This window comes from Salinisphaera sp. C84B14, from assembly GCF_040361435.1.
Classification (GTDB): Bacteria; Pseudomonadota; Gammaproteobacteria; order Nevskiales; family Salinisphaeraceae; genus Salinisphaera.
This window is the reverse complement of record NZ_APNL01000010.1, coordinates 55,608-68,449: the sequence shown is the minus strand read 5'-3', so window position 1 is coordinate 68,449 and position 12,842 is coordinate 55,608. Positions and strand designations below refer to the sequence as shown.

14 protein-coding genes are annotated in these 12,842 nt (G+C 63.7%); all 14 read left to right on the top strand.

The genetic code is table 11. The features are described from left to right. Positions 1–51: 51 nt before the first annotated feature. Positions 52–1,851 carry a translation elongation factor 4 gene (gene lepA / locus C84B14_RS10370; protein WP_353223921.1) on the top strand — a complete coding sequence of 600 codons (1,800 nt, stop codon included), beginning with the start codon at positions 52–54 and terminating at the stop codon, positions 1,849–1,851. Between the two features lie 6 nt (positions 1,852–1,857). After that, a complete protein-coding gene (gene lepB, locus C84B14_RS10365; protein ID WP_353223919.1) occupies positions 1,858–2,637 on the top strand; it encodes a signal peptidase I in 780 nt (259 codons plus the stop codon). Positions 2,638–2,682: 45 nt separating this feature from the next. After that, on the top strand, positions 2,683–3,093 hold the full coding sequence (locus C84B14_RS10360) for a DUF4845 domain-containing protein (protein WP_353223917.1): 411 nt from the start codon (positions 2,683–2,685) through the stop codon (positions 3,091–3,093). Beyond that, positions 3,080–3,781, top strand: a complete 702-nt coding sequence (gene rnc, locus C84B14_RS10355; RefSeq protein WP_348767642.1) for a ribonuclease III — start codon at positions 3,080–3,082, stop codon at positions 3,779–3,781. The genes C84B14_RS10360 and rnc overlap by 14 nt, the downstream gene beginning before the upstream one ends. Before the next feature lie 19 nt (positions 3,782–3,800). Then, positions 3,801–4,694, top strand: a complete 894-nt coding sequence (gene era, locus C84B14_RS10350) for a GTPase Era (RefSeq protein WP_353223915.1) — start codon at positions 3,801–3,803, stop codon at positions 4,692–4,694. A 311-nt stretch (positions 4,695–5,005) separates the two neighbouring features. Then, positions 5,006–5,773, top strand: coding sequence for a DNA repair protein RecO (gene recO / locus C84B14_RS10345; RefSeq protein ID WP_353223914.1), 768 nt, complete (start codon positions 5,006–5,008; stop codon positions 5,771–5,773). Beyond that, positions 5,770–6,531 carry a pyridoxine 5'-phosphate synthase gene (locus C84B14_RS10340; protein WP_353223912.1) on the top strand — a complete coding sequence of 254 codons (762 nt, stop codon included), beginning with the start codon at positions 5,770–5,772 and terminating at the stop codon, positions 6,529–6,531. Before recO ends, C84B14_RS10340 begins: the two co-directional genes overlap by 4 nt. Positions 6,532–6,604: 73 nt before the next feature. Further along, positions 6,605–7,525, top strand: coding sequence for a cysteine synthase CysM (cysM, locus tag C84B14_RS10335; RefSeq protein WP_353223910.1), 921 nt, complete (start codon positions 6,605–6,607; stop codon positions 7,523–7,525). A gap of 49 nt (positions 7,526–7,574) precedes the next feature. Further along, on the top strand, positions 7,575–8,918 hold the full coding sequence (gene rlmD / locus C84B14_RS10330) for a 23S rRNA (uracil(1939)-C(5))-methyltransferase RlmD (RefSeq protein ID WP_353223908.1): 1,344 nt from the start codon (positions 7,575–7,577) through the stop codon (positions 8,916–8,918). Positions 8,919–8,953: 35 nt separating this feature from the next. Beyond that, positions 8,954–9,427, top strand: coding sequence for a CYTH domain-containing protein (locus C84B14_RS10325; RefSeq protein ID WP_353223906.1), 474 nt, complete (start codon positions 8,954–8,956; stop codon positions 9,425–9,427). Next, positions 9,427–9,918 carry a L,D-transpeptidase family protein gene (locus tag C84B14_RS10320; RefSeq protein ID WP_353223904.1) on the top strand — a complete coding sequence of 164 codons (492 nt, stop codon included), beginning with the start codon at positions 9,427–9,429 and terminating at the stop codon, positions 9,916–9,918. The genes C84B14_RS10325 and C84B14_RS10320 overlap by 1 nt, the downstream gene beginning before the upstream one ends. After that, positions 9,911–10,972, top strand: coding sequence for a beta-N-acetylhexosaminidase (nagZ, locus tag C84B14_RS10315; RefSeq protein ID WP_353223902.1), 1,062 nt, complete (start codon positions 9,911–9,913; stop codon positions 10,970–10,972). The genes C84B14_RS10320 and nagZ overlap by 8 nt, the downstream gene beginning before the upstream one ends. Positions 10,973–10,975: 3 nt before the next feature. Next, entirely contained in the window at positions 10,976–12,229 is a 1,254-nt protein-coding gene (locus C84B14_RS10310; protein ID WP_353223900.1) for a mechanosensitive ion channel family protein, read from the top strand. Further along, on the top strand, positions 12,226–12,813 hold the full coding sequence (locus tag C84B14_RS10305; protein WP_348767609.1) for a hypoxanthine-guanine phosphoribosyltransferase: 588 nt from the start codon (positions 12,226–12,228) through the stop codon (positions 12,811–12,813). Before C84B14_RS10310 ends, C84B14_RS10305 begins: the two co-directional genes overlap by 4 nt. Positions 12,814–12,842 lie beyond the last annotated feature (29 nt).

Here is a 12,842-nt window from a genome sequence, read left to right as displayed (position 1 = left end):
TTGCCGGGGCGATTGTTTTATGTCGCCTCCGCGCGCTGCAATGAAGTCCTGATGCAATCACGCATACGTAACTTTTCCATCATCGCCCATATCGACCACGGCAAGTCGACCCTGGCGGATCGTTTCATTCAGGCATGCCGTGGGCTGACCGAACGTGAAATGGCCGAACAGGTGCTCGATTCGATGGATCTCGAGCGCGAGCGCGGTATCACCATCAAGGCCCAGGCGGTCACGCTCGATTACGAGGCGGCCGACGGGGAAACCTATACCCTGAATTTCATCGATACGCCGGGGCACGTGGATTTCTCCTACGAGGTCTCGCGGTCGCTGTTTGCCTGTGAAGGCGCGTTGTTGGTGGTGGATGCATCTCAGGGCGTCGAAGCCCAGAGCGTGGCCAATACCTACACCGCGATCGAGCAGGATCTGGAAGTCCTGCCGGTGCTCAACAAGATCGACCTGCCGGCGGCCGATCCCGATCGCGTGGCCCAGCAGATCGAAGACGTCATCGGTATCGACGCCACCGAGCGGCTGCTGTGTTCAGCCAAGTCCGGCGAAGGCATCACCGAAGTGCTGGAGGCGATCATCCGGCGCATACCGCCGCCGGAAGGCGATCCGGAGGCGCCGCTGCAGGCGTTGATCGTGGATTCCTGGTTCGACAACTACCTGGGCGTGGTGTCGCTGGTGCGTATTCGCAACGGCCGCCTCGCCAAGGGCGACCGGATGAAGGTGATGTCCACCGCGCGCGAGTACCAGGTCGACGACGTGGGCATCTTCACGCCCAAGAAAAAGCCGCTCGATGCGCTGGAAGTGGGCGAAGTGGGCTACGTGATCGCCGGCATCAAGGACATCGACGGCGCGCCGGTGGGCGATACGCTCACCCATGCTCACAATCCCTGTGCCGAACGCGTGCCCGGCTTCAAGCAGGTTCAGCCGCGCGTGTTCGCGGGCGTGTTCACCGTCAACTCTGACGACTACGAGGATTTTCGCGACGCCCTGTCCAAGCTGCGCCTGAACGATTCGTCCCTGAACTACGAGCCGGAGACCTCGGCGGCCCTGGGCTTCGGCTTTCGGATCGGCTTTCTGGGCATGCTGCACATGGAGATCGTGCAGGAGCGCCTTGAACGCGAATACGGCCTCGATCTGATTACGACCGCGCCGACCGTGGTCTATGAAGTGCTCACCACAAGCGGCGACGTCCAGGCCATCAGCAATCCGCAATCCCTGCCCAGCCTGGGCGAGATCGACGAAATCCGTGAGCCGATCATCCATGCGAGCATCCTCATGCCGCAGGAATTCGTGGGCCCGGTGCTGCAGCTGTGCATGGAAAAGCGCGGCGTGCAGAAGGACATGAACTACATGGGCAACTCCGTTGCCATGAACTTCGAGCTGCCGCTGTCGGAGGTCGTGCTGGACTTCTTCGACCGGCTGAAGTCGGTCTCGCGCGGCTTTGCCTCCTTCGAATACGATTTTGCCCGCTTTCAGGCCGCGGATCTGGTGCGCCTGGACGTGCTCATCAACGGCGAAGCGGTCGATGCGCTGGCGCATATCGTGCATCGCGACAAGGCCTACGAGCGCGGCAAGGTGCTCGTCGAGAAGCTCAAGAAAATCGTGCCGCGCCAGATGTTCGACGTGGCCATTCAGGCAGCGATCGGCACGCGCATCGTGGCCCGCTCCACGGTCAAGGCCATGCGCAAGAACGTCACCGCGAAGTGCTACGGCGGTGACGTGTCACGCAAGCGCAAGCTGCTCGAAAAGCAGAAAGAAGGCAAGAAGCGCATGAAGCAGGTGGGCAGCGTGGAAATTCCGCAGGAAGCGTTTCTTGCCGTGTTGTCGACCGACGATTCGGACTAGCCCGTAATGAACAACGTGCATATGGATTTCGAAGCTTGGCTCGCCCTCGCCACCATCGCGACCGGCATCGTCTGGCTAATCGATCGTTTCCTGATTGCGCCCCGGCGCGGCAAGCACGAAGAGCCGAACGGCTTTATCGAGTTCGCGCGTTCTTTCTTTCCGGTTCTGCTGGCGGTGCTGCTGCTGCGTGCCTTCGTGTTCGAGCCGTTTCGTATTCCGTCCAAGTCGATGGTGCCCACGCTGCTGGTGGGCGATTTCGTGCTGGTGAACAAGTTCAGCTACGGCCTGCGGGCGCCGGTTTTTCATACCAAGTTGCTGGATCTGGGCGAACCGGAGCGCGGCGAGGTCGTGGTATTCCGCTATCCGCCTGATCCGACCAAGGACTACATCAAGCGCGTGATCGGAATGCCCGGCGATCAAATCACCTATGCCGACGAGCATCTGTTCATCAACGGCGAGCCGGTGGATCTGGAGCAGCTGGGCGTCTATGACGGTCCGGACGCCGATGCGCTATCGAGCATGCACCAGTTCATGGAAACGCTGCCGGAAGGCATGCAGCACCCCATACTCCAGGTGGATGGCCGCCGTGGCCCCGATGTAAGCGTGACGGTTCCCGAGAACAAGTATTTCGTCATGGGCGACAACCGCGACAACAGCGCGGATTCGCGCGTCTGGGGTTTCGTGCCGGAAGAAAATCTGGTGGGCAAGGCCTTCATGATCTGGATGAGCGTGGACTTCTCCGAATTCGATGTGCGCTTCTCGCGCATCGGTCATATTCTGCATTGACGGGCCGATAACAGATAAAACCCAGCCGAGCAGGACGAGCACGATATGTCTGCCAAACCCCCAATCCCTGTGAGCCCGCAGCGCCAGCGCGGCATGACCATGTGGTCGCTGATTTACGTGTTGGCAACGCTCGGCCTGTTGTTGCTGGTCGCCATCAAGAGCGTGCCCGTCTATCTGACCGCCTACGACATCCGCGAAACCATCGAGTGGGCCGCCGAACAGCCCAAGCTCAAGACGGCCCCCGCGGCGGCCATCCAACAGGCGATCCAGCGTCGCTTCGACTCGGGCTACGTTGACAACATCACCGGCCGCGATGTGGCCGTCACCCGGGTCGCCGGCGGCGCACGAGAGCTCTCCGTGGCCTACGAGGTGCGCCGGCCGTTGCTTTTCAATATTTCCATGGTGTACTCCTTCGAGGAAAAAGCGCTTCTGACCGGTGACAATGGGGCCGAGTGATACCAACCGCGAGCAGGTGTGCGCCACGCTCGAGCAACACCTCGACTACGTCTTTACCGATCGCGCGCTGCTCAAGCGCGCGCTAACGCATCGCAGCGCGGAGGCCGATCATAACGAGCGGCTTGAATTCCTGGGCGACGGTGTACTCAACTTCACTATTGCCGCGGCGCTGTTCGAGCAGTGCCCGGACGCGCCGGAAGGCGATCTGTCGCGCCTGCGGGCGTCGCTGGTGCGCGAAGCCACGCTGGCCGCGATCGCCCGCGAAATCGAACTGGGCGCGGCCATCGTGCTCGGGCCGGGCGAAATGCGTAACGGCAGCCGGCGCCGTGCCTCGATTCTGGCCGACGGCGTCGAGGCCCTGCTGGGGGCGATCTACTGCGAAGCCGGCTTCGATGCTGCGCGGCGCGTGATCCTGCGCCTGTATACGAAGCGGCTCGCGAACCTGCCGACCGCGGCCAGCCTCAAGGACGCCAAGACCCAACTACAGGAATGGCTGCAGGCGCGTGCGCGCAGCCGTCCCGAATACGAACTGGTGCAGGTTACCGGCGCCGATCACTGCCAGCACTTCGTGGCGCGCTGTCGGCTTGCCGACAGCGGCGACAGCGTCGAAGGCGAGGGCGGCGGTCGACGCAAGGCCGAACAGGACGCAGCACGGCGCATGCTCACGAAACTTGGCGCCGACTCATGACAGCAAAGGATATTCATCGATGAACGACACTTCCCCCACGCGCAGTGGCATGGTCGCCCTGGTGGGCCGCCCCAACGTCGGCAAGTCGACGCTGGTGAATGCGCTGGTCGGCGAGAAGGTCAGTATCGTCACGCCCAAGCCGCAGACCACGCGTCATCGGATTGTCGGCGTGCTCACCCAGCCGGGCCTGCAGATCGCGCTGGTGGATACCCCGGGTCTGCATACCGGTCAGCGCAGCGCGCTCAACCGCGTGCTCAACGAAACCGCCATGTCCAGCCTGGCAGGCATCGACGTGGTGCTGTTCGTAGTGGAGGCAGGGCAATGGCGCGCCGAAGACGCTGCCGCGCTGGAACGGCTGGCATCGATTCGTACGCCGGTGGGCCTGGTGATCAACAAGGTCGACCGGGTGGCCGACAAGACCGAACTGCTGCCATTCATCGAGCAGATGAATGCGCGCCGCGAGTTCGCGTTCGTCGCGCCGGTATCGGCACAGAAGCACAAGAACCTCGATTCGGTGGTTGCCGAGTGTTCCCAGCGCATGCCCGAAGGCCCGTTCCTGTTCCCCGAGGACGAATACACCGATCGCAACCTGCGGTTCATCGCCGCCGAGACGGTGCGCGAAAAACTCACCATGTACATGCAGCAGGAGCTGCCGTACTCGGCCGCAGTGGAAATCGAGCGCTTCGAACAGGGGGGCGAGCAGATCGAGATCCATGCCTGTATCTGGGTATCGCGCGACAATCACAAGGCCATGGTGATCGGCAAGGGCGGCGCGATGCTCAAGAAAATCGGGCGTGCGGCCCGCCTGGACCTGGTCGACCGCCTGCAGCATCGGGTCGATCTGCGCCTGTGGGTGAAGGTGCGCGAAAACTGGATCGACAGCGAAGCCAGCGTGCGCGATCTGGGCCACTGATCGCCGCTTTCAAAAGCCGGCGGTCAACGAATGAGCGGCAACGAACGCGAATAAATACTCGGTAACGCGAGCGTGCGATGGCGACCCGTCGCCTTTCGATTAATCCGAATTCAATTTGCGTTCATTGGCGTTCATTTGCGGACGGGATCCTTGAACTTCGCGTGATCGGTTGAACTTCATACACAGGAAGTTTTATTTTCAGCCCGCTCGCCTATTCGCGGACAACGCGGCCAAACACGACTCGATGCATTGATCTGGCTTATATTGGCGGCGATTCGCTGGCATCGGTGGCCCCGTTCTGTTGTTGGATTATGCGTGTTGAGTTAACCCCCGCGATCGTGTTGCATCGCCGTGCATGGCGGGAGACGAGCTTCATCGTCGAAGCCTTCTCTCGTGAGCACGGGCGTATCGGCGTGGTCGCCAAGGGCGCAAGACGGCCGAAGTCGCGCTGGCGCGGGCTGCTGGAGCCGTTGGCAGCACTGGAACTCGCCTGGTCGGGGCGCGGCGAGCTCTACACGCTCACCGATATCGATACGCGGCGACGGCACAGCCTGGCCGGCAACGCGCTGATGGCCGGTTTCTATGCCAGCGAACTGGTCATGCGCCTGACCGCCCGCGACGATCCGCACCCGGCTATTCACGACAGTCTCGCGGCGTTGCTGGCAGCCCTCGACGACCGCGCGCCGGCCGTGGTGGCGCTACGCTTTTTCGAGCGCGATCTGCTCGATGAGCTGGGTTACGGCGTACCGCTGGATATCACCAGTGATACCGGCGAACCGGTCGAGGCCGCGGTCGAATACGTCTATGCGCCTGAACTCGGCCTGCGGCGTCGTGCGGGCCGTGTCGACGACGACGAGGTCGCCATTGCCGGCAGCGCCCTGCAGGGCCTGGTGAGCGGCCGCTTTGGCGGGCGTGCCGACGTGCATGCCGCGCGCACCCTCATGCAGCGGGCCATCGCACCGCATCTTGGCGCCCAGCCCTTGAAATCCGTACAAACGCTCAAAGCAATGCAGGCATTCAAGGCGTCCGGCGTGGCGTCTGCCGAGCCCGATAATTCGCCTTCCGGAGACTGTCAATGAACGACTCGACCAATGGTCATGCACCGCTGCGCCTGGGCGTGAACGTGGATCACGTGGCTACGCTGCGCCAGGCACGCGGCACCCGTTATCCCGATGTGGCCGAGGCCGCGCGGGTAGCGATGGCGGCTGGCGCCGACAGCATTACCGTGCATCTGCGCGAAGACCGGCGCCATATCCAGGACGCCGACGTGGAAACGCTGGTGCAGGCCGGCGATGTGCCGATCAACCTCGAGATGGCGCTAACGGCAGAAATGCTGGATATCGCCGAGCGGCTCAAGCCCCGCGATGCCTGTCTGGTACCCGAGAAACGCGAAGAACTCACCACCGAGGGCGGACTCGACGTGCGTGGCCAGCTCAGTGCCGTGCGCGATGCGCTGGATCGGCTGCACGGCGCGGGTATTCAGGCGGCCTTGTTCATCGACCCGGACGCCGACCAGATCGAGGCCGCGGCCGAAGCCGGTGCCCGCTTCATCGAGCTGCATACCGGCACCTATGCCGACGCGACCGATCCGGGCGCACGCGACGAGCAGCTGGCCCGAATTGTCGAAGCCGCGGCCCAGGCGCGGGACCTGGGTATCGAGGTGCACGCAGGGCACGGCCTGACGCGCGACAACGTGGCGTCGATCGCGGCGATAGAAGCGATCGTGGAACTCAATATCGGCCATGCGCTGGTCGCGGACGCGGTATTCATGGGCTTGCGCGAAGCCGTGCGCGAAATGCGTGCCGCCATGGACAGCGGCCGGCGCGCACTGCGCTGAGCCAGCCTGGAGCCGCTTATTCCCACTTTCGTCGGTCATTCCCCGGCATGGCCGGCGCTGCTAAACTTCGCCAATGAATAGCAATGACACCCTTTACCCGACGCTCGATCATTTCGTCGGCCAGAGCGCGCTGACCCGGCTGCAGCGTCTGCCCGAGAGCTATTCGGCGCATGCGTCCAACACGCTGCTCGCGAAGCTCGAAGGCGACAATCCCGCCGGCTCGGTCAAGGATCGACCGGCCTACAGCATGATCCGGCGCGCCGCCGAACGCGGCGATATCAAGCCGGGGGACACGCTCATCGAAGCCACCTCGGGCAATACCGGCATCGCTCTGGCGATGGTCGCGGCCATGCAGGGCTACCGCATGGTGTTGATCATGCCGGAGAACATGAGCGAAGAACGCCGGGCCTCCATGCGGGCCTATGGCGCCGAAATCATCTCGGTTTCCGAGGCCGAGGGCATGGAGGGCGCACGCGATCTCGCCGCCGAAATGCAGCGCCAGGGCAAGGGCATGGTGCTCGATCAGTTCGCCAACCCCGACAATCCGCGTGCCCATTACGAAACCACGGGCCCCGAGCTGTGGCAGGCGACGAACGGCCAGATCACCCATTTCGTGGCCACGATGGGCACGACCGGCACTATCATGGGCTGCTCGCGCTATCTCAAGGAACAGAATCCGGATATCCAGATTATCGGCGTACAGCCGGCTGGGGAGTCCAAGATTCCGGGCATTCGTCGTTGGCCGGAGGAATATCTGCCCAAGATATTCGAGCCCGAGCGGGTCGACCGGGTCATCGACGTCGATCAGGCCGATGCCGAAACGGCGATGAAGCGCCTCGCCCGCGAAGAGGGCATCTTTGCCGGGCCGTCCTCGGGCGGCAGCGTATTCGCAGCGCTGAACATCGCCCGCGAAGTGGAGAATGCGACCATCGCCATGATCATCTGCGACCGCGGCGATCGCTATCTGTCCACCGGCGTCTACGACAAACCGTGATCGTGGCCAGCGATCGATCGATAGCCGCCTGCGATAGGCAATCTCTCCGATGAGTCGTCGCCAGCGCCGGCGCAAGCCGGCCGATCGGGGCATCGTCGATATCGTGGATCTGGCCAGCAACGCCCGCGGCGTGGGCCACGTCGACGGCAAGGCGGTATTCGTGGCGGATACGCTGCCCGGCGAACAGGCGCTCTATCGGCCGACCAAGCAGAAGAAAAGCTACGAGGAAGCCGCGCTGGAAACGCTGTTTTCGGCCTCGGCCAAACGCGTCACGCCGCGCTGCGCGCATTTTGGCGTATGCGGCGGCTGCGCGCTTCAGCATGCCGGCGAGAATGCCCAGCTCGAATTCAAGCAGGGCCAGCTCATGGCCGCGCTCGAACGGGTCGGCAAGGTCGAACCGGACACGGTGCTGGCACCCCTGGTGGATACGCGCTGGGGGTATCGCCGCCGGGCGCGTCTGGGCGTGAAATATGTCGAAAAGAAGGGCGGCACGCTGGTCGGCTTTCGCGAGCGCGGCGCACCGTTCATCGCGCTGCTCGATCGTTGCGAGGTGCTGGTGGCACCCGTGGGCAACCGCCTGACCGATCTGGCCGAACTCATTGATGGCCTGTCGATCCGCGAGCGCCTGCCGCAGATCGAAGTGGCTGCGGCCGACAATGCCATCGCGCTGGTCTTTCGTGTGCTCGACGAGCCGAGTGAGGCCGATCGCGAACGCCTGCGCGACTTCGGCGCGCGCTTCGATTTCTCGATCTACCTGCAGCCCGGCAACGAAGACACCATCGCGCCGCTGGAGGCCGATGCGCCGGCGCTCTACTACGAGCTGCCGGCCTGGGATGCAAAGCTGTATTTCAAGCCGAACGATTTCGTTCAGATCCATGCCGGCATCAATGCCCGCATGATCGAGCAGGCGCTGGCGTTGCTCGAAGTCGACGCGTCGCACGATGTGCTTGAGCTGTTTTCCGGGCTGGGTAATTTTTCGATACCGCTGGCGCGCAAGGCGCGGCGCGTGATCACCGTCGAAGGCGAGCAGGGGCTGGTCGAGCGCGCCCGAGACAATGCGCGGGTCAACGGCGTGGGCAATATCGAAGCGCACGTGGCCAACCTGTTCGAGCCGCCGTCGGATGCCGACTGGCGCCACGAAAAAGTCGATCGCGTGCTGATCGACCCGCCGCGCTCGGGTGCCGCAGAGATGCTGGAATCGATCGCTGCGACCGGGGCGGAGCGTATCGTCTATTGTTCCTGTCATCCGGCCACGCTGGCCCGCGACGCCGGCGAGATGGTGCATCGGTATGGCTACCGATTGACGCACGCCGGCGTGATGGACATGTTCCCGCATACCGCCCACGTCGAGTCGATGGCGGTATTCGTCAAGCAGGGCGGCGAGGGCGCATAGCCAGCCGTTCTGCGCTTGTCTTCACAGGAACGCCGATGGCCACAGAAATCGAACACAAGTTTCTTGTCTGCAATGAAAGCTGGCGCGAACAGGCCCATGCGAGTCAGGATTTCGAGCAGGGGTATCTTTGCGGTGATGGGCCCGCCTCGGTGCGGGTTCGTATCGAAGGCGAGCAGGCCAATATCAATATCAAGGCAGCCACGGTTGGCACCGTGCGGGCGGAATACGAATATTCCATTCCGATCGAGGAGGCACGGGAGATGCTGGCCTGTCTGTGTGTGGCCCCGCCGGTGGTCAAGACCCGATACTGGGTACGCCACGCCGGGCATACCTGGGAGGTGGACGTGTTTGCCGGCGCCAACGCGCCGCTGGTGGTCGCCGAGATCGAGCTGAATACGGTCGATGAAGCCTTCGAGCGGCCGGACTGGCTGGGCGAGGAGGTGTCGGACGACCCGCGCTACTACAACCATGCGTTGGCGTTCGAACCGTATTCGAGCTGGGGGGCATGATGGGCAACAAGCAGCATATCGATATCGATCTGCGTGAACAGACCCTCACGCTGCTCGACGAAGGCGATCGCGAGATCAAGCAATATGATGTGTCGACCGCAGCCAAGGGCGGCGGCGAGTTCGAGGGAAGCAATCAGACGCCACGCGGCAAACACCGTATTCGCGCGAAGATCGGCGCCGATCAGCCACCGGGCACGGTATTCAAAAATCGTCGCCCGACCGGCGAAATCTATTCCGTCGAACTGGCCGAATCGGCGCCGCGCCGCGACTGGGTACTTTCGCGCATTCTATGGCTTTGCGGCGAGGAGATCGGGCGCAATCGCCTGGGCGGCATGGACAGCATGCGACGGCTGATCTATATCCACGGCGCGGCAGATACCGCGGTCATGGGCAAGCCGGGCTCGACCGGCTGTATTCGCATGTCCAATAGCGACGTCATCGATCTGTTCGACCGGATCGAAGTCGGCACAAAGGTTGTGATTCATGAATGAAACGGTTCCACGGCCCGGGCCGCTAATGGTCGACGTGCCGGGCACGCGGCTGAGCGCCGAAGACGAACAGGTGCTCGCCCACCCGGCGGTGGGCAGCGTGATCATCTTCACCCGCAACTACGAAGACCCGGCGCAGCTGGCCGAGCTGACCGCGGCCATGCGCCGCGTGCGCCCGAACCTGCTCATTGCGGCCGATCAGGAAGGCGGGCGCGTGCAGCGTTTTCGCGATCACTTCACCCGCGTGGTGCCCATGCGGGCCATCGGCGCGCTCGCCGCGCGCGATCAGGCCGCAGGGCTGCATGCCGCCCGCGAAATCGGCTGGCTACTGGCCACGGAACTGGCCCAGGTGGGCGTGGACATGCCGCTCGCGCCGGTGGTCGATCTCGATTACGGCGCGTCCACCGTCATCGGCGATCGGGCGTTCTCCGGCGATGCGGCGACGGTAGGTGCGCTGGCGCAGGCGCTGGGTGAAGGGCTGCGCGAGGCCGGTAGTGCGAGTACCGCCAAGCATTTTCCCGGTCACGGCTATGTGGCCGCCGACTCGCATGCCGAGCTGCCGGTGGACGAACGCGATCGCACCGGTCTGGCCGAAGACATGGCGCCCTATGGCGCGCTCATCAAGCAGGGGCTGGATTCGCTGATGATGGCGCATGTGCGCTATCCGGCCGTGGACGATCTGCCGGCCAGTCTCTCGCCGCGCTGGATCGGCGACATCCTGCGCAACGAATACGCTTTTGACGGCTGTGTGTTCTGCGACGATCTGAGCATGGGCGGTGCCGCCGTCATCGGCGGCTTTGCCGAACGCGCCCGCCAGGCCCAGGATGCCGGCTGCGATTATCTGCCCATCTGCAACGATCGCGCCGCCACCCTCGAACTGCTCGATGCGGTACGCATCGACGACGACGCGGCGGCCGCGCGCCGCCAGGCGCTGCATGCGCGTTGCGCCGACCGGCCCGAGGGCGGGGCGGGCGCGCCGCTCGCCGACAATCCACGCTGGCAGGCAGCGGCCGCACTCAACGCCGAGCTGACCGCGGCCGGAAACGACGGGCGCTAGGCGATGCCGGATTGGGGATGGCTACAGACGCTGGTCAGAGAATATCAGCGCCTGCACGAACAATGGGGCGTGGCACTGGACGTCTGCACCATTTTGCTGGCCACGGCGCTCGCCGATCTGTTCACGCGCTGGTTGTCGAGCTGCCTGCGGCGGCGCGTCGAAACGAGTCCCAATATCTGGGACGACGCGATCTACTACAGCATCAAGGGCCCGGTTCAGGGGCTGATCTGGGTTATCGGCGTATCGGCGGCGATCAGTGTGTCGCGCCCCGAAGAGGCGCCGGGCTGGCTCGAATACGTGCCGGAAGTACGCGGCGTGATTCTCGTGCTCCTGTTCACCTGGTTCGTGTTTCGCATGATCCGTTCGGTGGGCTCGAACGCGCTCGCCCGCGCGGCCGGCCGCGACAACGCCATCGACGTCACCACCGCGGACGCCATCGGCAAGCTGCTGCGTATCGCGGCACTCATCACTGCCGGTCTGCTCATCATGCAGGTCTTCGGGGTTTCGCCGTCGGCGCTGTTGGCATTCTCGGGTATCGGCGGCATCGCGGTCGGTTTCGCCGCCCGCGACGTGCTGGCCAATATCTTCGGCGGGCTCACAATCTATCTGAACCGGCCGTTTTCGGTCGGCGACTGGATCCGCTCGCCGGATCGGGATATCGAAGGCGTGGTGGAAGCGATCGGTTGGCGGGCAACGACGCTGCGCCGCTTCGATATGCGCCCGCTGTATGTGCCCAACGCGGTGTTTTCAAACGTCTCGCTCGAAAACCCCTCACGCATGAGTCATCGGCGCATCATGGAAACCGTGGCGGTGCGCTACGACGACGCGGCGGCGATCCCGGATATCGTCACCGCCGTGCGCAAGATGCTGGACGAGGATGAGGCCATCGACAGCGATCAGGTCATTCTCACCTATCTCGATAGCCTCGGCGATTGCGCGCTCAATCTGCTCGTTTACTGCTATACGCACACCACCGATTGGGCGGAATATCTGGCCGTCAAGCAGAGCGTGCTACAGCGCGTACAGGACATCGTGCGCGATCACGACGCGGCGATTGCCTACCCGACCACCACCATGCACGTGCCGGACGCCGTACACTTTGCGCGCGCAGACGAGCGCGAAGACAGCGATCGGGAAGAAGAGATCGATACCGAGAAGGTACAATCCGAGCGCGACCGAGCGATCACACGTGAAAAGACGCGTGGCCATACCTCCACCCAGGGCCCGGATAGCCCGACCGAAGAAGGCGAAGCATGAGCGGTTTTGATTCCGAACGTTACGACGAGGCCCGCGCGGTACGCGCGAACGCCGACTGTTTGATCGACGCGGCCGAGCTCGACGCCTGCTACGACCGCATGGCCGAGCAGATCACCGCCCAGCTGGCGGACAAGGCCCCGATCATGATGTGCGTGATGTTCGGCGGCATGCACCCGACCGCCGAAATCACCAAGCGGCTGGATTTCGCCTTCGAGCTGGATTATCTGCACGCCACCCGCTATCGCGGCGAAACCAGCGGCGGCGAGCTGGTCTGGAAGGTCAGTCCGGGGCTGCGTCTGGACGGGCGCCATGTCTGCATCATCGACGACATCCTCGATGAAGGGCATACGCTGGAAGCTATCATCAACGCCATCGAAGCCCAGGGCGCGGCCTCGGTGACCACAGCCATGCTGCTGCGCAAGAACCACGACCGCTGCACGCCCGGCGTGCATGCCGATATCGTAGGCGCCGAGATCGAGGATCGCTACGTCTTCGGTGCCGGCATGGACTACAAGGGTTATTTCCGCCAGCTGCCGGCCGTCTATGCCGTCGACGGTGACACCCATCCCAAGCACGGCGGCTGAAGTACGCGGCCGTCGTAAGACGTGCCGCC

Excerpts from the sequence above, each read along its gene's own strand:
- lepA (WP_353223921.1), top strand. The coding sequence starts at position 52 with ATGCAATCACGCATACGTAACTTTTCCATCATCGCCCATATCGACCAC.
- lepB (WP_353223919.1), top strand. The coding sequence starts at position 1,858 with ATGAACAACGTGCATATGGATTTCGAAGCTTGGCTCGCCCTCGCCACC.
- C84B14_RS10360 (WP_353223917.1), top strand. The coding sequence starts at position 2,683 with ATGTCTGCCAAACCCCCAATCCCTGTGAGCCCGCAGCGCCAGCGCGGC.
- rnc (WP_348767642.1), top strand. The coding sequence starts at position 3,080 with ATGGGGCCGAGTGATACCAACCGCGAGCAGGTGTGCGCCACGCTCGAG.
- era (WP_353223915.1), top strand. The coding sequence starts at position 3,801 with ATGAACGACACTTCCCCCACGCGCAGTGGCATGGTCGCCCTGGTGGGC.
- recO (WP_353223914.1), top strand. The coding sequence starts at position 5,006 with ATGCGTGTTGAGTTAACCCCCGCGATCGTGTTGCATCGCCGTGCATGG.
- C84B14_RS10340 (WP_353223912.1), top strand. The coding sequence starts at position 5,770 with ATGAACGACTCGACCAATGGTCATGCACCGCTGCGCCTGGGCGTGAAC.
- cysM (WP_353223910.1), top strand. The coding sequence starts at position 6,605 with ATGAATAGCAATGACACCCTTTACCCGACGCTCGATCATTTCGTCGGC.
- rlmD (WP_353223908.1), top strand. The coding sequence starts at position 7,575 with ATGAGTCGTCGCCAGCGCCGGCGCAAGCCGGCCGATCGGGGCATCGTC.
- C84B14_RS10325 (WP_353223906.1), top strand. The coding sequence starts at position 8,954 with ATGGCCACAGAAATCGAACACAAGTTTCTTGTCTGCAATGAAAGCTGG.
- C84B14_RS10320 (WP_353223904.1), top strand. The coding sequence starts at position 9,427 with ATGGGCAACAAGCAGCATATCGATATCGATCTGCGTGAACAGACCCTC.
- nagZ (WP_353223902.1), top strand. The coding sequence starts at position 9,911 with ATGAATGAAACGGTTCCACGGCCCGGGCCGCTAATGGTCGACGTGCCG.
- C84B14_RS10310 (WP_353223900.1), top strand. The coding sequence starts at position 10,976 with ATGCCGGATTGGGGATGGCTACAGACGCTGGTCAGAGAATATCAGCGC.
- C84B14_RS10305 (WP_348767609.1), top strand. The coding sequence starts at position 12,226 with ATGAGCGGTTTTGATTCCGAACGTTACGACGAGGCCCGCGCGGTACGC.